Here is a 17,798-nt window from a genome sequence, read left to right as displayed (position 1 = left end):
CCTCCTCCCCTATGGTGAAGGTGCATGCACACGGGGATTGATCGTCCCCGTCTCTCCCCAGGAGACGGAAGAGCCACCCCAGGGCCAAGACGATCCGTGCATGCGATTGGGCCCTCTCGAGTAGTTCAGTCCCCAATGGGCTACTCGAGGGGGCCGCTATCGTCGTCCTCACCGATTTTCGGATTTGTCCCCCAAAAGGGGGACAAGGCCTCCGAAAAGGAGCTAGGCTGTTTCTGACGCACCCTCCGGTCGTCTTCGGCCCTCATCGCTCCCCCCGCGGTGAGGGCCACACCATTTTCCGGGCGGCGTCCATGCCCCCTCCCACGCGCCCGCCTGCCGGATCACGGCCGTGTGCCGCTCATGCAACATTTGGATTACCTTCTTGCCGCGGCTATTCCTCTCCGGGCCTCCTCCACTAGCGTTAGCGGTGTCGGGGCATCCCTGCGTCGGCTTTTTACCCAGCAGAACAGGCAGTACATGAGCACCCAGGGCACGGTCAAGTGGTTCAACTCGGAGAAGGGCTTCGGCTTCATCTCCCCCGACGACGGAGGCGCTGACGTCTTCGCGCACTACTCCGCCATCCAGTCATCCGGCTACCGGTCTCTCGAAGAGAACCAGCGAGTCGAGTTCGATGTGGCGCAGGGCCCCAAGGGCCTGCAGGCAGAGAACATTCGCCCCGTCTGAGACGGGCGAGACACAGAACTCCCCGAACGGAGCGCGTCACGAGCGCACTCCGTCGGGAGTTCTGTGCTTCTGCCGGGCGATGAGGTCGCACGGGCACGATGAGCGACGTGCCCGCTGACCGCCGGCTCGCGGTCAGCTGCCGATCAGCAGCGTGCGCAGTTCGGGGACGGAGCCGACGCGGAATGCGGCGTCGTCTCCTTCATGGGGGTCGCTGAAGCCCCACTCGACGAAGATCACCGGCACGCCGTTGGCAGCGCCTCCCTCGACGTCGTGGTGCCGGTCGCCGACGAGCACCGGATTCGAGGTGTCCGCGCCCAGGTCGCGCAGGCGACGCAGGGCCTCGGCGACGATGTCGGTCTTCGATGCGAGGGTCGCCTCATCCGGCGTCGCGCCGACGGTGGTGAGGAATGCCGGGCGGAGGCCGAAATGGTCGACGAGTGCGTCCACCTGGTTCTCGGGTTTGGAGCTCGCCGTCGCCTGGGGGACACCCGCGGCATGGAGCTCGTTGATGAGCTCGGTCACTCCCGGGTAGGTCGCGACGTCGGTCGTGTACCCGTCTGCCTTGCCGAGTGTGCGGTAGAAGGCGACTGCTTCGGCGGACTGCTCCGGGGTCATCCCGGCCTGGTCCTGGAACGACTGGAACATCGGAGGCCCGATCCAGTGCACCAGCTCCTCGCGTGTCGGCGCGGGGTGGCCGAAGTGCGTGAGCGCGGTGTTCAGCCGACGGAGGATGCCGACGGAGGCATCGACGATGGTGCCGTCGACGTCCCACAGTACGCAGGAGTAGGGGGAGTGGGACATGTTCCCAGCCTAGGGTGCCGCGAGAGGATGACCGTGCTTCCTGCACAGGTGTGCACCTAAGGACCTTATGCACACCTCATGTGAACACGAAATGTCTCCATATAAGGTCGTGACAACGGCGGTTTCACGGGTGAGAATGGGGGGGCATGTACGTGTCGATGGAAATCATCACGATCTTGGCGACCGGGGCGACGACTTTGGTGGCCACCGTCAGCGGATTCGGCTGGATGATCAGTCGCATGGACGCGCGGTTCGCGGCAGTGGACGCGAGGTTCGACGCGCAAGAGGCGAAGTTCGACGCGCGGTTCACACGCATCGAGCAGGAGGTCTTCGAGGTGAAGATCGCCATCGCGCGGCTGGAAGGACCGACGCCGCGGCTCATCGCCGCGCGCTGAAAGGGAACGACTCAGAACAGGCGGGGGATGCCCGACTCGATGCCCTTCATGTCGTCGTAGTCGAGCACCAGGCAGCGGATGCCCCGGTCTTCGGCGAGAACACGGGCTTGGGGTTTGATCTCCTGCGCGGCGAAGACACCCTGGACGGGGGAGAGGTGGGGGTCGCGGCCCAGCAGCTCGAGGTAACGGGTCAGCTGCTCCACGCCGTCGATGTCGCCGCGTCGCTTGATCTCGACGGCGATCGCAGCCCCGTCGGCATCCCGCACCAGAAGGTCGACCGGTCCGATCGCTGTGGGGTACTCGCGGCGCACCAGCGTCGCGCCCTCCGAGATGCGTTCGACCTGTTCGGCGAGGAGCCGCTGCAGGTCGGCCTCGACGCCGTCCTTCTGCAGTCCGGGGTCGACGCCCAGCTCGTGGGACGTGTCGTGGATGATCTCGTAGATCTGCACGCGCAGTGCGTCACCGGTCTTCTTGTGCGTCACGCGCCACACCTCGACGACGCCGGCGCTCGCTTCTTCCTCGCCGGGAACCTCGCTCGACAGCGAGCACGGCGGGCTCATCCAGTTCAGCGGCTTGTAGCTTCCACCGTCGGAGTGCACGAGCAGACTCCCGTCTCCCTTGTGCACGAGCAGACGCGTGGCGAGCGGGAGATGGGCATTGAGCCGACCGGTGTAGTCGACCGAGCAGCGGGCGATGACGAGACGCACCCGTCGAGCCTACTTCGTCGGGAAGGTGCCTCGACGCACCGTCTACGGCGGCGGCCGGGAACGAGCCGATGGCTAGAAGAGCCCGAGCTCGCTGGCGGCGGAACGCGCGATCAGGAATCCGATGATGCCGATGATCCAGGCGGTGTTCTCGGCGCCGGTGCGCTGCATCCACGCGGCGAAGCGCTCGAGCGGTCGTTGCACCAGAGGCGCGGCGACGAGGCGGAGGAGGAGCAGGATGATCGCGGGCAGGATCATCAGCGCGCAGTATCCGACGAGCGACATCACACGCAGCGGGGTGTCGATCCCGGCATCCGCGAGCATCGTCATCGCGACGATGTAGGGGAGCATCGTGGCGATCTCCACGACACCCGCGGCGATCGCCACCGCCATCACCGCGGTCCCCCGGGTGCGCGGATCGAGCAGACGCTCCCGCCACCGCGTGATGCGTCCGGGGCGGGTGCCGGCCGTCGTCGTCGCGGTGGGTGGGTCGGGTGTCATCGGCGACCGGCCGCCGGTCTCCTCCTGTGCGGCGGGCGTGCTCGGCCGAGCGATCGTCTCGGTGGACCCGCTCTTCGCCGTCTTGTCGCCCGTCGGCATCACGAATGCCGTGATCAGGAGCCCGCCTCCCACGAGGAGACGGATGATGAGCCCGGCCGGAGACGCGAGGAAGGCGGAAGCCACGTCGACGAGGTTCACCAATCCCCAGAGGAACAGGAGACCGACGAGCAGATAGAACGTGGCGATCGTGGCGAGGTAGAGGAGGATGCGACCGGCACGGATCCGTCCCGGATGCAGGAGGAGGAAGACCGGGATGAGGAGAGTGCCGACACTCAGTCCGTCGATCAGCGCCAGGAGCGCGAGAGAAAGGGGGAGCGGCAGCCCGCCGAAGAGTTCCATGGCTTCACGCTCGCCGATGTGCAGCCGTGACGGATCGGGCGAAAGTACCGTTCTCGCCGCCCTCCTCATCCCTTCGTCGGATGCGCCGGCACGCGCACCGTGATTGCATGAGGGCATGCATGAGCAGGTCGACGGCGGATTCGGCGCCTGGTATCGCCGTCACCGCTGGTGGACCGATCCTGTTGGCATGGCCCTTCTCGCGATCGTGATGGCCGCGCTCGGCTTCCGCGGTATCTGGGGGCCGTTCTCGATTCTCCCCGAGCCGTTCTCACCCTGGTGGTCTTTGGTGCTCGCGCTGCCGGCATGCGCGCTCGCGCTGGCCAAGAGGCGGATGCCGACGACGGTGCTCGTCCTGGTGACGCTGCTCTTCGTCATCGATCTGCTCACCGTCGGCGGCCTCGGCACCCTCGTCGTGCTGCTGGACGTGCTGTGGACGGCGGCGTTCCTCGCCGGACCGCACGGGCGCCGCGTACTGCTCGGGCTGCTGGGGGCGTCGACGATCCTCCTCTTCCTGGCTGCCTGGCTCTTCACCGACGTGCGATTCCCCGTCGCCTTCCTCATCGGCGTGCAGTTCGGCGCGATCTTCGGCACGGACTACTGGTGGGCCGTCGCCGTGTCCCAAGCCCATGAGCTCGCGGAGCTGCACCGCCAGCGCGCGGAAGAAGCCGCCGCCGTCGCGGAGAGGGACCGCGTCGAGGCCGTGCAGCGCGAACGGGAGACCATGGCACGGGAGCTGCACGACGTGGTGGCCGGCCACGTCATGGCGATGGCGATCCGTGCCGAGGCCGCGCTGTCGATGGAGCCCGACCGCACGACGGACCGGGATGCGCTGCGGGCTGTCCGCGATGCAGGTCTCGACGCCCACGGCGCCCTGCGGTCCATGATCTCGGTCCTGCGTCGCGGAAACGGGAGTCTCACCCCGACACCGCGCTGGTCCGACCTGGCGGGCATCGTGCAGGAGGCGGAGCGGACGGGTCTCCGCATCCGCTTCACCGCCGGCGAGCTTCCCGACCTCGGTGCCGGCCCCGAGCAGGCCGTTGTCCGCATCGTGCGCGAAGCCCTCACGAACTGCATCCGGCACGCGAGTGGTGCCGAGGTCGACATCACGATCGAGGGGGACGGAGCCGGGGTCCGCGTCGGGGTGCACTCGCGAGGAGGGGTCGCCAGTGCGGCAGCCGCGCACGGCGACGAGGGATGGGGACTGCAACTGCTGCGGGAACGTGTCGGTGCACTGGGCGGTGAATTCTCGGCCGGCCGGGTCGCGGACGGATGGTCCGTCGAAGGCCGCATCCCGGTCGAGGTGCGAGCGTGACGGCCCCCACGGTGCTGCTGGCCGACGACCACGGGGCGATCAGAGCCGGTCTGCGCATCATGCTCGAGGCGCAAGGCATCACCGTGGTCGGGGAAGCGGCGGACGGTGACGTGGCCGTCCGGAACGCGGCTGCACTGCGACCCGACGTGGTGCTCATGGATCTGCGGATGCCGGGTCGCGACGGGATCTCCGCGACCAGGGAGATCGTCGAGCGCGGTTTCGGGGACGTCCTGGTGCTGACGAGCTTCGATGAGGACGAGCTCGTGTTCGGGGCGATCCGTGCCGGCGCCGTGGGCTTCCTCCTCAAGACGGTCGATGCGCCGACCCTCGTCCAGGCAGTGCGCTCGGTGGCTGCGGGGGAGGGGGCGCTGGATCCGCGGGTGACCAGACGAGCGCTCGCCGCGGTCGTCCGGAGCACCGATCATCCGGCACCGGGAACGCAGGCGCCGGGCAGGCGGGCGCAGGACGACCTCACCGTGCGCGAGCAAGAGGTGCTCGACGGCATCCTCCAGGGGTGGTCGAACGCTCAGCTCGCGGCGCGACTGCGCATCTCGGTGCCCACCGTCAAGACGCATGTGTCCAACGTGCTCACGAAACTCGGCGCGCGCAGCCGTTCCCACGCGGCCGCTCTGGTGCGTGGGCGCGAGGGCTGAGCCTCAGCCCTGCTCCGTGCGCGCCACCGGTGTCTTCTCGTCTTCGCGGAGTGGACGGGCGGCTCCGGAGAACAGCCCCGACAGCACGACCAGCCCGACCAGGATGAACAGCGTGTTGAGCAGACCGATGTGCTCGCTGATGACCCCGAGGACGGGCGGGCCGCCGAGGAAGGCGACGTAGCCGATCGTGGCGGCGGCGCTCACCCGCGCCGCGGCCTTGGCCGGATCGTCTGCGGCCGCGGACATGCCCAGGGGGAAGCCGAGCGATGCACCGACCCCCCACAGCGCCGCACCGACGAGCACGAGAGGGAAGGTCGGCGCGAGGATGAACAGCAGGATGCCGGACGCCGCGGCGACGGCGAGGATGCGCAGCACCAGGACGCGACCGAAGCGGTCGACCAGCGGCCCGCCGAACAGTCGCACCGTCGTCATCCCGATCGAGAACACCGCGAGGGATACCGCCCCCGTGCCCTCCGCGAAGCCGTGCCCCTGTTCGGTGCCCAGCGCGATCCAGTCGTTCGCGCCTCCCTCGGCGAACGACATCCCGAGCATCACCATGCCGAGCAGGTAAGTCCGAGGCTCGCGCCATGCCTCCAACGCGGTGTGCATGCGTGCGCGGAACGGCGGCTTCTCGTGATCCGTCGGGTCGAGAGCTGCCTCTCGTGACGGCACCTGGAAGAAGCAGACCACCGCGATCACGGCGATCAGTACGCCGATGACGGTGGCGTGCGTGGCGACGTCGATCCTGAGCTGGGCCGCCAGCGCGCCGATCGCCGCGCCGATGACCGTGCCGAAACTGAAGAAGGCGTGGAACACGGGAAGGATCGTGCGCTTCATCTGCTGCTCGATCGCCGTCGCCTCGACGTTCATCATCACGTCGACCGAGCCGTTGCCGAAGCCGAACAGCGCCATGCCGATCAGGACCACCGTGACGGAGCCGAATACGTTCGCGCCCAACCCGACGAGCACGATGCCGGTGGCGAACGTCAGCATCGTCAGGAGCATCCCCCGTCGCGCTCCGGTGCGTGCCATCACAGCAGGGCCGGTCGAGATGCCGACGATCGACGCGATGCCCATGCCGAGCAGGATCAGGCCGACCTGCGCGTTGTCGAGATCAAGTGCCTGCTTGATCCCGGGCACGCGCGACGCCCAGGTCGCGATCGAGAGGCCGCTCGCCAGGAAGATGGCGAAGATCGCCGCACGCCAGCGGACGAACTGCGATCGGGTGAGGGCTGAATCCATGCCGCACAGCCTATCGAATCGATTCGACAATTCGGAAACGAAGGGAGCTATCCTCGAAGTATGAGCAGTCAGGAGACGCCACGTCGGCCCACGATCGCTGACGTCGCGCGCGAGGCGGGTGTGGCGACCTCCACCGCCTCGGTCGTCTTCAGCGGCAAGGCGAAGGTGGCCCCCGCGACTCGGGAGCGGGTCCTCGCCGCCGCGGCCGACCTCGGATACGCCGGCCCCGACCCGCGAGCGGCATCCCTGCGGCGAGGACGCAGCGGCATCGTCGCGGTCGTGCTCGAAGGTCATCTCCGCGCGGCCTTCCTCGACCCGGTCACGACCGCCTTGATGGACGGACTCACCGACGGGCTGGCCGAACTCAGTGCGGGGATCCTGCTGATGCGCGACGAGCCGGGGGAAGAGGGTGCGGGTATCGCCGATGCGCCGGTGGATGCGGTCGTGCTGATCGGCTGTTCGGCGCGCACGAGATCCTCACTCGAGATCGTCGTCGGACGCGGCCTCCCCGTCGTCGTGATCGAGGGAGACGCGGGGGAGTCGATCCCGCGCATCACTCTGGACAACGCGGCAGCCTCCGCCGACATCGCGCGCCATGTGCGGGACCTCGGCCACCGCGACGTCGCCCTGGTCACGCTTCCCCTCGACACCGAACGCGAACGGACGGCGATCACTCCCGAGCGGCTCGCGAACGCCACCGTCGATGTCACGATCCATCGGCTCGCCGGGACGCGAGAGATCTTCCCCGACGCCCTCGCGATATCCGCCGCCGGAAGCCTCATCGACGAAGGGGTGCTGGTGGGAAGGATGCTCCTCGCCGATCCCGCCACCCGGCCGACAGCCGTGCTCGCGCAGAGCGATCTGCTCGCGGTGGGGGTGATCCGCGCCGCGGAGGAGGCGGGACTCCGCGTGCCGGAGGACCTCTCCGTCGCCGGATTCGATGGCATCGCGCTCGACGGTCTCGGAGACCTCAGCCTCACGACCAGCGTGCAGCCGGCTGTCGAGAAGGGGCGGGCAGCGGGGGAGCAGATCGCACGCATGCTCCGGGGCGAACCCGGCATCACGCAGCATCTCACCTGCCGTTTCCACGCCGGCACCACGACGGGCCCCGCCCCGCGCTGACCGGGCACGGTCCGGGTCAACTGCGCTGCGGTCCGAGCGGGAGAGCGGTCTCGCCGAAATCGAGGATGCGATAGCGGCCGCAGTCGACCACTTCCTCGGGCACGGCCGGGAGCGGCAGGATCCACGGGAGGGTCTGCGCGTCCTCCAGCAGGAACGTCACCTCGCCGACGTCGAAGTCGTGCCGGTTCACGAGCCAGGCGTAGCCCCGCAGTTCGTGATCCACCTGGACGAGTCGGGCGGGATCCTGCAGATGCAGCTTCGGCAGGCGGACGGTCCAGAACTGACCGGCGCCGGTGCGGCCGGACGCGTCGATCCACTCGGTCACGCAGGCCAGGTCGGGGTCTGTGACCTGAGCGGCGGCGGCGAGCCGAGGGACGCTTGCTGCGCCGCCCGCCACCAGCAGCGCGACGGACGCGGCCGCGAGGATCGGACGGACCCGTACCGGCATCCGCACGATGCGAGGCGATGCGACGAGCGCGAGCACGGGTGCGAAGGCGAGGGGTTGCAGGTAGCGGGACGCGTGAGTGCCGACCGCGATCGCCCCGACCGCGACGAGGACCGGCATGAGCCAGGCGATCGTGGCGACGAAGCGGGTGCCGTCGTCTGAGGCCCGTGCCGTGCGGAAGCCGGCGAGCACGAAGAGCGCGAGGACGAGCAGTCCGGCGATGATCCCGCCGGGGGTCGACAGTCGGCCGATCAGCAGCGCGCCGTAGTACTGCAGAGACTCGGACCACCGTTCGGGCTGCACGTAGCCGGCACCGGTGTTGGCGATCCATGCCGCCAATGGAATACGTCCGAGGAGTCCGAGCATCGTCCCGGCGAGAAGGGCGGCGAGCACCGCGCCGATCCGGGCCCTCTGCGTCGTTCGGATCAGGAGCAGGGCGAGCAGCAGGGCGATCGGCGTCGTCGCCCACACCGCGTAGAGAGGATTCGACAGGGTCGACACGAGGGCTGTGGCGCCGAGCGCGATCAGCGGGACGGCGCCGCCCGACCCCCGGTCCAACACCCGCCGGACCAGTCCGACCGAGAGCACGACGGCGACGACGGTCGCGGCATAGTAGGTCGTCGTCAACGTCAAGGACGCGAGCTCGAGCGCATCCCGAGACGCCGATACTGCGGTCATGGCGAGCACGGTGAAGGCGGCGACGCTCAGCAACGACCACGTGACGGGCGCCGATCGCTCGGACCGACGGCCGGCGACGACGCGAACGGCTCCGTACAGGGCGAGCAGGTTCACCACGGCGCTCACGGCCAACAGACCGTCCACCTCGAACGGCAGGATCGTGTCGAGGCCGGCGAACACCGCGGTCTCGGGGAGGAACAGCACGCTCGACATCGCCCAGTCCATCGGCTGCCCGGAGAGGACGGACCGTGCGAACATCGCCACGACCAGGGAATCCGCGTCACGGAACAGCAACTCGGATCGCGCGGACGCAGCGACCTGCGCGGCGGTGATCAGTGCCAGCCCGAGGGCTCCGACCCCACCGGCCAGCTCCCGCACCCACGCCCGCATGCGACCACTCTTGCACGTTCGTGCAGAGGGAGAACCGCGCGGTGCGCCTCCCGCCGGTAAACTGGACGCGAGACCCCCGCGAGAGCTGTGGGGCCGACGACCCCCGAGGGAGCCGCGTATATGCTGACGCTCCTCGCCGTGTTCCTCCTCGGGTCGCTGTTGATGCCCGTTCTGGTGCGCTGGCTCGGAGCTCAGGCGTTCGCGATCGCGGCTCTCGTCCCGGCTGCCGCTTTCGTGCATGCGCTGGTGATGACGCCACAGGTCCTCGATGGTCCAGTTCCGTTCGAGTCGGTCGCCTGGATCCCGCAACTCGGCCTCAACCTGTCCATGAACATGGACGTGCTCGGCTGGGTGCTCACGCTCATCGTCACGGGGGTCGGCGCCCTCGTGCTGCTCTACTGCCGGTGGTACTTCCACGATGACACCGCGGGCATCGGTCAGTTCGCCGGGGTGCTGCTGGGTTTCGCCGGCGCGATGTATGGTCTCGTCCTGACCGACGACCTCGTGATGCTGGTCATGTTCTGGGAACTGACGAGCATCCTCTCCTACCTCCTCATCGGTCACTACCGGCGCCGTGCCGCCAGCCGACGCGCGGCGCTCCAAGCACTCCTCGTGACCACGCTCGGCGGACTCGTGATGTTCGTCGGAGTCGTGCTGCTGGTCGTCGACACCGGCACTTCGAGCATCCGCGAGATCCTCGAGATCGCGCCGTCCGGACCGATCGTGGATGCCGCGATCGTCATGCTGCTGGTCGGAGCGATCAGCAAGTCGGCGCTGTTCCCGTTCCACTTCTGGCTTCCCGGCGCGATGGCCGCGCCCACTCCCGTCAGCGCCTATCTGCACGCGGCGGCGATGGTGAAGGCAGGTATCTATCTGATCGCCCGGTTCGCCCCGATCTTCGCGTTCAGCGCGCCGTGGCGCCCCATCGTCATCACCCTCGGCATCCTGACGATGCTGATCGGCGGCATCCAGGCGCTGCGTGAGACCGACCTCAAGCGCATCCTCGCGTTCGGCACGGTCAGCCAGCTCGGCTTCTTCGCGGTGGTCGTCGGCTACGGCACCCAGGCCGCGGCACTCGCGGGCCTCGCCCTGGTCATCGGTCACGCGCTGTTCAAGTCGGCCCTGTTCCTGATCGTCGGCGTCATCGACCGTCAGCTCTCCACGCGAGACATCACCGAGCTCTCCGGTGTCGGACGCCAGGCTCCCGTCATGGCGACGGCGGCATTCATCTCCATCGCCTCGATGGTCGGCATCGCTCCGACCATCGGTTTCGTCGCGAAGGAATCGACCCTCACCGCTCTTCTCGACGATGCGCTGGGAGGATCCCCGTGGGGTCTGGTCGCGCTCATCGGGGTGGTCCTCGGTTCCATGCTGACTGCGGCATATGGGGCCCGCTTCCTCTGGGGGGCCTTCTGGAAGAAGCGTGATGAGCAGGGACAGCAGCTCCCGGACACCGCCTGGCCCGACCCTCCGGTGGGATTCCTGTCGGCGCCGATCATCCTCGCCGGTGTCACCCTCGCGGCGGGAATCGGCGCCCCTGCGCTCGACGTCGCCCTGCAGGGGTACGCGCTCACCGCGAGCCCCGGGCTCGACCACGCCGGAGAAGCCGTCGAGGGTCCGGGGCATCTCGCCCTCTGGCACGGCTTCGAACCTGCACTGGGCATCTCGATCCTCTCGATCCTGCTCGGCATCGGGCTCTTCCTGCTCAGCCGCAAGACCGGGTGGGATCGCAAGGCCCGCCTGCTGCGCTTCACGGCGGCGGACGTGTACTACCTCGTCATGCGCGGCGTCGACCGCCTGTCGGTCCTGAGCACCACGCTCACCCAGCGAGGATCCCTGCCGGTGTACGTCGGCACCATCTTCGTGGTGTTCGTCTCCGCAGAGGTGACAGCGCTCATCGCGAGTGACATCGATCGCTACAACCTGTCGGCATGGCACACCCCCGCCCAGATCGTCGTGGCACCGATCATGGCGATCGCCGGAGTCTTCGCGGTCCGTGCGCAGAAGCGCTACACGGGAGTGGTCCTGGTGTCGGTCACCGGCCTGGGGATGGTGGTCCTCTTCGCCACGAGCGGTGCCCCGGATCTCGCTCTCACGCAGATCCTCATCGAGACCGTCACGATGGTCACGTTCGCGCTCGTGCTCCGTCGCCTCCCCGCACGGATGGGCGAGCACAACGCCTCCGTCGGCCGGGTTCCGCGTGCGCTCCTCGCGATCGGCGTCGGCGTCACGATGGCCTTCATCGCCGTCGTGGCGACCCAGTCCCGGATCGCCGACCCGATCTCGGAGATCTTCCCCGAGATCGCCTACGAGATCGGCCACGGCAAGAACGTGGTCAATGTGGCGCTGGTCGACCTGCGCGGCTGGGACACGATGGGCGAGCTCTCGGTGCTCGTGCTGGCCGCGACGGGTGTGGCTTCCCTGGTGTTCGTCACGCACCGGGCCGACCTTCTGGCGGGCACGAAGAATCTGCCGCGGGCCACCCGCAAGGCCGCCCGCAGCCGCCCGCTCGTCGAGACCACCGAGGGCATCCGCTTCCAGACATCCGAGAACGAGAGCAGCCCGCGTGCCTGGCTCGTCGGCGGACAGAGGATGAAGCCCGAGAACCGCTCGATCCTGCTCGAGGTGATCGTCCGAATCCTGTTCCACACGATCATCGTGGTCTCGATCTTCCTGCTGTTCTCCGGGCACAACCTTCCGGGCGGAGGCTTCGCCGGAGGACTCGTCGCCGGTATGGCTTTGGTCATGCGATATATCGCCGGTGGCCGGTGGGAGCTCGGCGCCGCGGCGCCCACCGACGCCGGGCGACTCCTGGGTACCGGGTTGATCCTCGCCGTCGGCACCGCGGTCGTGCCGCTCTTCTTCGGCCTCGCACCGCTGACCAGCACCTTCTGGGAATGGGAGATCCCCGGCATCGGGCACATGGAGTTCGTCACCTCGACCATCTTCGACGTGGGCGTGTACCTGGTCGTGATCGGTCTGGTCCTCGACGTCCTGCGCAGCCTCGGCGCCGAGGTCGATCGGCAGGCTGCCCTCCGGTCCACACCGGGCCCCGAAGGCTTCCTCTCCCGTGAGGGGAGGAGCCGCTGATGGACGTCTCCCTCACCCTGATCATCATCATGGCCGTGCTCTTCGCCTGCGGCGTGTACGCGATGCTGGAGCGCAGCCTGACCCGCGTGCTGATCGGCTTCCTGCTGCTCGGCAACGCGACCAACCTGCTGCTCCTGATCGTGATGGGAGTGCCGGGCAACGCTCCGTTCTTCGGTACCGAAGGCGAGATGAGCGACCCGCTCCCGCAGGCGCTCACCCTCACCGCCATCGTGATCACGTTCGCGGTCTCGGCCTTCCTCCTCGCCCTCATCTACCGCTCCTGGCAGCTCGGCCAAGCCGACACCGTCGAGGACGACGAGGCCGACATCGCGCTCCGCGAGCGCACCGACGCCGACGAAGACCTCATGGACGACGAGTCCGAGACCGACGACGACGAGGCGACCACGGACTTCGTCGGGGTGCAGACGTCGCCGATCACGGTGCTGCACATGCGTGATCACTCCGCCATCCACGACGACGCACCCTTCGATGCGCCCACCGATTGGGGTGGCGACGCAGACCACGACGAACGTCACGACCACGGACAGAACGAGGAGGGCAAGCCATGACCGCCCTCGTCCCGCTCCTCGTCGCCCTGCCGCTCCTGGGAGCCGCGGTCACGCTCGTCTTCGGCCGGAACCCACGGCTCCAGGTCGTCGTCACCGTCGCGACGCTCGCCGCGGTCTCGGTGATCGCCGCCATCCTCCTCGTGGTGGTCGACGGAGGTGAGCCGCTCGCGGTGTCCGTCGGCGGCTGGCCCGTCCCGTTCGGCATCGTGCTCTACGTCGACCGGCTCGCCGCGCTTCTGGTGCTGATCTCGAGCATCGTGCTGGTCGCGGTCCTGCTCTTCTCGGTCGGCCAGGGTGCGGCCGACGGCACCGACGAGACGCCGATCTCGATCTTCAACCCGTCCTACCTGATCCTGGCCGCCGGTATCTTCAACGCCTTCATCGCGGGCGACCTCTTCAACCTCTACGTCGGCTTCGAGATCCTGCTCGTCGCCTCGTACGTCCTGATCACCCTCGGCAGCACCGAGTCCCGGATCCGCACCGGCGCGGTCTACATCGTCGTCTCGCTGGTGTCGTCGATCCTGTTCCTGGCGTCGATCGCGATGATCTACGGTGCGCTCGGCACGGTCAACATGGCGCAGATCGCCGAGCGGATGTCGGAGCTCCCGCAGGAGACGCAGCTGGTGCTGCACCTGATGCTGGTCGTGGCATTCGGCATCAAGGCGGCCATCTTCCCGGTGTCCTTCTGGCTGCCGGACTCGTACCCGACCGCGCCCGCCCCGGTCACCGCCGTGTTCGCAGGCCTGTTGACCAAGGTCGGCGTGTACGCGCTGATCCGCACCGAGACGCAGCTCTTCGCCTCGAACAGCATCGACACCCTGCTGCTCATCATCGCGCTCGCCACCATGATCGTCGGGGTGCTGGGTGCGGTCGCGCAGGCGGAGCTCAAACGAATCCTGTCTTTCACCCTGGTCAGCCATGTCGGCTACATGATCTTCGGTCTCGCGATCGCGACGCCGGCCGCGATCGGTGCGACGGTGTACTACATCGTCCACCACATCGTCGTGCAGACGACCCTGTTCCTCGCGGTCGGCCTCGTGGAACGTCGAGCGGGCAGCACATCGATCCTGCGGGTCAAGGGACTCCTCAAGGTCGCCCCCGTGATCGCCGTGCTGTACTTCGTGCCCGCGATCAACCTCGGTGGCCTGCCACCGTTCTCGGGGTTCATCGGCAAGTTCGCACTGTTCGAGGCGGCGGCCTCCGTCGGCACCCCGCTCATGCTCGTGCTGATCTTCGGTGGCATCATCACCTCGCTCCTCACGCTGTACGCCCTCATGCGCGCCTGGAACCTCGCGTTCTGGCGTGAGGAGGAGGACTCCACCGAGACCGAGGGTCGCATCTCCTACCTCGGCAACGCCCCGGCCGCCGACGAGCAGCAGGAGCGGCGTCGCATCCCGAAGATCATGACGGTCGCGACCGGGGGGATGGTCGCGGTCACCCTCGCCCTCACCGTCTTCGCCGGTCCCCTCTACGCCCTGTGCGACCGTATCGGTGCCGCCCTGCTGCAGCCGGTGAGCCTGGTGCAGCTGGAAGAGGAGGTGGGCTGATGGTGCGCGAGACCCGACGTCATCTCTGGCGCGACATCCGGGTGCAGCTGCCCTTCCTGGCGTGGCTCGTCGTGCTCTGGATGCTGTTGTGGGCGCAGTTCACCGTGCTGTCCTTCCTCACCGGACTGATCGTCGCGATCTTCGTCACCCGCGTCTTCCGGCTGCCCACCGTCGCCCTCTCCGGTCGAGTCAACCTCTGGTACGCGGCGCTCTTCGTCGTGCAGTTCCTCTTCGCCGTGCTCAACGGCGCGCTCTCGGTCACGGTGCAGGTGTTCGACTTCCGCCGCCAGCCGGGCACAGCCATCGTCGCGGTGCCCCTGCGCTACGCCGACGACCTGGTGATGACGCACGTCGCCGTGGTGTCCTCACTGATCCCCGGTTCGCTGGTCGTCGAGACTGATCGAGACCGACGCATCCTGTACCTGCACGTCATCGGCGTCCGGACGACCGACGACGTGGAGAAGCAGCGCGCCGGGGTGCTCCGGTGGGAGCGCAGGATCGTGCGTGCGCTCGGCGACCCCGCGCAGTACCGTGCACTCAAGGCCGACGAGCGGGCCGGACTCGGAGCGAAGGGCGGTGTCCGATGAACATCCTGCTCCTGCTGATCATGGTCGTCTTCGGCATCGCCGCGATCCTCGCCCTGATCCGTATCGTGCGCGGACCGTCGATCCTCGACCGCGCCGTCGCCTCCGACGTGCTCCTCACCGAGGTGATGTGCGTGATCGGTGCGGAGATGGCGATCAACGGTCACACCCGGAACATCCCCGTCCTCCTCATCATCGCGGCCATCGGAGTGTTCGGGTCGATCGCGGTGGCCCGGTTCGTCGCGAGAAGGGACAACACGACACCATGAACGTGTTCGGTCTCATGATCCCGGATGCCGTCGTCGACGTGGCGGTCCTGGTGCTCATCCTGCTCGGCGCCGTGCTGTGCCTGTCGGCGGCGGTCGGACTGCTGCACTTCCGGGATGTGCCCTCCCGTCTGCACGCGGCCACCAAGCCACAGGTCCTCGGACTCCTGCTCATCTGCATCGCCATCGCCCTGTCTCAGCGGTCGATCGGCGGCATCCTGGTCGGTCTCGTGCTCATCGCGCCGATCGTGCTGATGCAGTTCGCGACCGCTCCGCTCTCGGCGCACATGGTCGGGCGGCAGGCCTATCGCAACGGAACCATCGAGCAGCGGGGCCTCGTCGTGGACGAGCTCGCCGAGTCGAAGCAGACCCCGCCCGCCGCCGGCTGACCCCCCGGGTGTCGCGCCGGCCGGGCCGGTGTCGCGCCGGCCGGGCAGAGCCGTCGAGTGTTCACAACTCCCTAGATCCGAGCTCGGAGGGGTCGGATTCGCAGCACTTCCTGCCGAATCTGCATGTTCTTGAGGAGTTGTGAACGGCGGGGTGGGTGTCATCGGCGCCTGACTGTTCCTCCCCAGGGACCGCATCGGGGAAAACCATCCCCATTCCGCGCAGTCTGCCCCGCTCGCCGCGCCGGTCCGTCAAGCTTCCCGGATGCGACCTATGACCGTCCGTCAACGCACTGCTCGGTTCTACGCCGTGACCGTCTTCTCGCGCGCCGACCTGGTGGCATCGGGAATGACGTCGCGCGACATCGTTCGCGCTGTCGAGGGTGGTCGACTTCGGCGCCTCCGCAGAGACCGGTACGCGATCGAACCGGTGTCTGCCGAGGTGGCTGAGGCCGTGCGGATCGGCGGTCGTCTGTCGTGTGTCTCCCTTCTCGTCGAGATCGGAGTCTTCGTCCATCTGCGAGGGGTGCTGCACGTGCATGTGCGACCGGGATCCTCTCGAGTGAGGCCCCCTCGGTCGAAGCACACACTGCTCCACTGGAACACATGGTCCGGCGATCCCGAACCGTTGCATGCGGCATCTCTCGGCGATGCACTGATGCAAGCGGTCCGCTGTCAGCACCCACGGGCTGCCGTCGCCACACTCGACAGCATCCTGCACCACGGTCTGATGACGGGGGAGGAGGTCGCGCGTGTCTTCGAACGGTTGCCGGTGCGCTTCAGGATCCTGCTCACTCTCGTCGACTCGTCAGCGGAGTCGGGGCCGGAGACGTTCATGAGGCTCATCCTGCGGACGCTGGGAATCGCCTACGAGACCCAGGTGGCGATCGACGGAGTGGGGCGAGTGGATTTCCTCGTCGAGGGGTGGCGCATCATCGAGTGCGACAGCAGGGAGTTCCACGAGGGCTGGGAGAAACAGGTCGACGATCGTCGGCGCGATCTGGCTGCCGCGACGAAGGGGTACATCACCATCCGTCCCCTCGCCTCAGACATCTTGCGCAGAGATTCCGCTCTGCGCGAGGCGGTTGATGCGGTCGTGCAGAGTCTGGGCCCGCACTTCCGGAACGCTGCGCGTTCACAACTCCTCAAGAAGTGAGGTGAATCCTCCCTGCGCAGGGTTTGGACGCGGCCGGCACGCCGATCTTGAGGAGTTGTGAACGCCGACGGTCGGTGAGGGGTCAGAGGCGGGCGGCGAACTCGTGGATCAGCCGGGCTGCGGGCTCGGAGTCGCTGATCAGGGTGCCGTGACCGTGGTCGGGGATGACTTCGAGGGCGGCGCCGGGGATGGCGTCGAGGATTTCGCGGCACCAGCTCAGCGGCGCCAACGGGTCGCTCTCACCGCGGAGCACGAGCACGGGGCACTCGATGCGGACGAACGCGTCTTCGGGCTCGTGCACGATGGTCGCGCGCATCTTCCGGATCAGGTGCGGGCCGCCGCGCAGGTACTCCCTCGCCCCGCGCCAGAGCACCAACGGGCGTTCGCCGATCAGGTCGAGCAGCAGGTACCGCGCCTGGGCGCCGACGTTGCGCGCCGCCTTGTTCACCGTGGGGCCGGCCAGCACCACGCCTTCGACGAGGGAGGGATGCCGCGCCGCGAGCTCGGCCGCGATCTGACTTCCCATCGAGTGGCCGATCACGATGACCGGACTCGCCCCCACGTGCGTCAGATAGGCCGCGACCAGGTCGGCGTGCCGCTCCATGGTGAGGGTGCGCGTCGGTTCGGGCGCCTCACCGAATCCGGGGAGGTCGAGTGCGATCACGCGCCCCTCGAGCCGCTGCACGATGTCGAGGTAGACGCTGCGTCCCATGCCGATGCCGTGCAGGAGCAGATAGGTGTGGGGGCCTTCCCCGAACGTCTCTGCGATGAGCGTCGCACCCCCGTGCTCGAACTCCAGGAGCGTGGCGGGAGTGCCCTTCGGGGCGAGGTAACTGGATGGCACCCACCCACGCTAGCCGAGCACCCTGTGGCG

Annotated in this window: 18 protein-coding genes; 12 read left to right on the top strand and 6 right to left on the bottom strand. The window is 68.1% G+C overall.

What is annotated here, in order from left to right:
* Positions 1–477: 477 nt before the first annotated feature.
* On the top strand, positions 478–684 hold the full coding sequence (locus KV397_RS16485; RefSeq protein ID WP_017203899.1) for a cold-shock protein: 207 nt from the start codon (positions 478–480) through the stop codon (positions 682–684).
* A 132-nt stretch (positions 685–816) separates the two neighbouring features.
* On the opposite strand, the gene KV397_RS16480 is transcribed toward KV397_RS16485, so the two are convergent.
* Positions 817–1,485: an HAD hydrolase-like protein gene (locus tag KV397_RS16480; RefSeq protein ID WP_134352609.1), complete on the bottom strand. Its 669-nt coding sequence runs from the start codon at positions 1,483–1,485 to the stop codon at positions 817–819.
* 146 nt (positions 1,486–1,631) lie between these two features.
* Between KV397_RS16480 and KV397_RS16475 the strand changes: the two genes are divergently transcribed.
* Complete coding sequence (locus KV397_RS16475) at positions 1,632–1,880, top strand: response regulator (protein WP_261811772.1); 249 nt, start codon at positions 1,632–1,634, stop codon at positions 1,878–1,880.
* Between the two features lie 11 nt (positions 1,881–1,891).
* Here KV397_RS16475 and nucS read toward each other — a convergent pair whose 3' ends face one another.
* Together nucS and KV397_RS16465 are read right to left on the bottom strand one after the other, a co-directional pair.
* Positions 1,892–2,587: an endonuclease NucS gene (gene nucS, locus KV397_RS16470; RefSeq protein ID WP_047522024.1), complete on the bottom strand. Its 696-nt coding sequence runs from the start codon at positions 2,585–2,587 to the stop codon at positions 1,892–1,894.
* 72 nt (positions 2,588–2,659) lie between these two features.
* Entirely contained in the window at positions 2,660–3,484 is an 825-nt protein-coding gene (locus tag KV397_RS16465; RefSeq protein ID WP_261811771.1) for a GAP family protein, read from the bottom strand.
* A gap of 115 nt (positions 3,485–3,599) precedes the next feature.
* Here KV397_RS16465 and KV397_RS16460 point away from each other — a divergent pair, with 115 nt between their 5' ends.
* Positions 3,600–4,796 (top strand): sensor histidine kinase, encoded by a 1,197-nt coding sequence (locus KV397_RS16460; protein ID WP_248569937.1) that lies wholly within the window; start codon positions 3,600–3,602, stop codon positions 4,794–4,796.
* Positions 4,793–5,449: a response regulator gene (locus tag KV397_RS16455; RefSeq protein ID WP_232763009.1), complete on the top strand. Its 657-nt coding sequence runs from the start codon at positions 4,793–4,795 to the stop codon at positions 5,447–5,449. Before KV397_RS16460 ends, KV397_RS16455 begins: the two co-directional genes overlap by 4 nt.
* Before the next feature lie 3 nt (positions 5,450–5,452).
* On the opposite strand, the gene KV397_RS16450 is transcribed toward KV397_RS16455, so the two are convergent.
* On the bottom strand, positions 5,453–6,691 hold the full coding sequence (locus tag KV397_RS16450) for an MFS transporter (protein WP_153243265.1): 1,239 nt from the start codon (positions 6,689–6,691) through the stop codon (positions 5,453–5,455).
* 60 nt (positions 6,692–6,751) lie between these two features.
* Here KV397_RS16450 and KV397_RS16445 point away from each other — a divergent pair, with 60 nt between their 5' ends.
* Positions 6,752–7,813 carry a LacI family DNA-binding transcriptional regulator gene (locus KV397_RS16445; RefSeq protein ID WP_261811770.1) on the top strand — a complete coding sequence of 354 codons (1,062 nt, stop codon included), beginning with the start codon at positions 6,752–6,754 and terminating at the stop codon, positions 7,811–7,813.
* A 16-nt stretch (positions 7,814–7,829) separates the two neighbouring features.
* Here the strand turns inward: KV397_RS16445 and KV397_RS16440 are convergent, their stop codons facing one another.
* Positions 7,830–9,326 carry a hypothetical protein gene (locus tag KV397_RS16440; protein ID WP_261811769.1) on the bottom strand — a complete coding sequence of 499 codons (1,497 nt, stop codon included), beginning with the start codon at positions 9,324–9,326 and terminating at the stop codon, positions 7,830–7,832.
* Positions 9,327–9,446: 120 nt separating this feature from the next.
* Between KV397_RS16440 and KV397_RS16435 the strand changes: the two genes are divergently transcribed.
* The 7 genes from KV397_RS16435 (at position 9,447) to KV397_RS16405 (ending at position 16,924) form a co-directional block, all read left to right on the top strand.
* A complete protein-coding gene (locus KV397_RS16435) occupies positions 9,447–12,416 on the top strand; it encodes a Na+/H+ antiporter subunit A (RefSeq protein WP_047523458.1) in 2,970 nt (989 codons plus the stop codon).
* Positions 12,416–12,985, top strand: a complete 570-nt coding sequence (locus KV397_RS16430; RefSeq protein WP_052193689.1) for a Na(+)/H(+) antiporter subunit C — start codon at positions 12,416–12,418, stop codon at positions 12,983–12,985. Before KV397_RS16435 ends, KV397_RS16430 begins: the two co-directional genes overlap by 1 nt.
* Positions 12,982–14,532 carry a Na+/H+ antiporter subunit D gene (locus KV397_RS16425; protein WP_047523454.1) on the top strand — a complete coding sequence of 517 codons (1,551 nt, stop codon included), beginning with the start codon at positions 12,982–12,984 and terminating at the stop codon, positions 14,530–14,532. Before KV397_RS16430 ends, KV397_RS16425 begins: the two co-directional genes overlap by 4 nt.
* Positions 14,532–15,119 carry a Na+/H+ antiporter subunit E gene (locus tag KV397_RS16420; protein WP_047523452.1) on the top strand — a complete coding sequence of 196 codons (588 nt, stop codon included), beginning with the start codon at positions 14,532–14,534 and terminating at the stop codon, positions 15,117–15,119. Before KV397_RS16425 ends, KV397_RS16420 begins: the two co-directional genes overlap by 1 nt.
* A complete protein-coding gene (locus tag KV397_RS16415; RefSeq protein WP_047523448.1) occupies positions 15,116–15,385 on the top strand; it encodes a monovalent cation/H+ antiporter complex subunit F in 270 nt (89 codons plus the stop codon). The genes KV397_RS16420 and KV397_RS16415 overlap by 4 nt, the downstream gene beginning before the upstream one ends.
* Positions 15,382–15,771: a monovalent cation/H(+) antiporter subunit G gene (gene mnhG / locus KV397_RS16410; RefSeq protein ID WP_153243272.1), complete on the top strand. Its 390-nt coding sequence runs from the start codon at positions 15,382–15,384 to the stop codon at positions 15,769–15,771. Before KV397_RS16415 ends, mnhG begins: the two co-directional genes overlap by 4 nt.
* A 271-nt stretch (positions 15,772–16,042) precedes the next feature.
* Complete coding sequence (locus KV397_RS16405) at positions 16,043–16,924, top strand: hypothetical protein (RefSeq protein WP_261811768.1); 882 nt, start codon at positions 16,043–16,045, stop codon at positions 16,922–16,924.
* Between the two features lie 82 nt (positions 16,925–17,006).
* On the opposite strand, the gene KV397_RS16400 is transcribed toward KV397_RS16405, so the two are convergent.
* Positions 17,007–17,768, bottom strand: a complete 762-nt coding sequence (locus KV397_RS16400) for an alpha/beta fold hydrolase (protein ID WP_047523443.1) — start codon at positions 17,766–17,768, stop codon at positions 17,007–17,009.
* Positions 17,769–17,798 lie beyond the last annotated feature (30 nt).

Source organism: Microbacterium aurugineum (assembly GCF_023101205.1).
GTDB classification, from domain to species: domain Bacteria; phylum Actinomycetota; class Actinomycetes; order Actinomycetales; family Microbacteriaceae; genus Microbacterium; species Microbacterium aurugineum.
The sequence above is the reverse complement of the archived record's forward strand: the minus strand, read 5'-3'. Positions and strand labels throughout refer to the sequence as shown.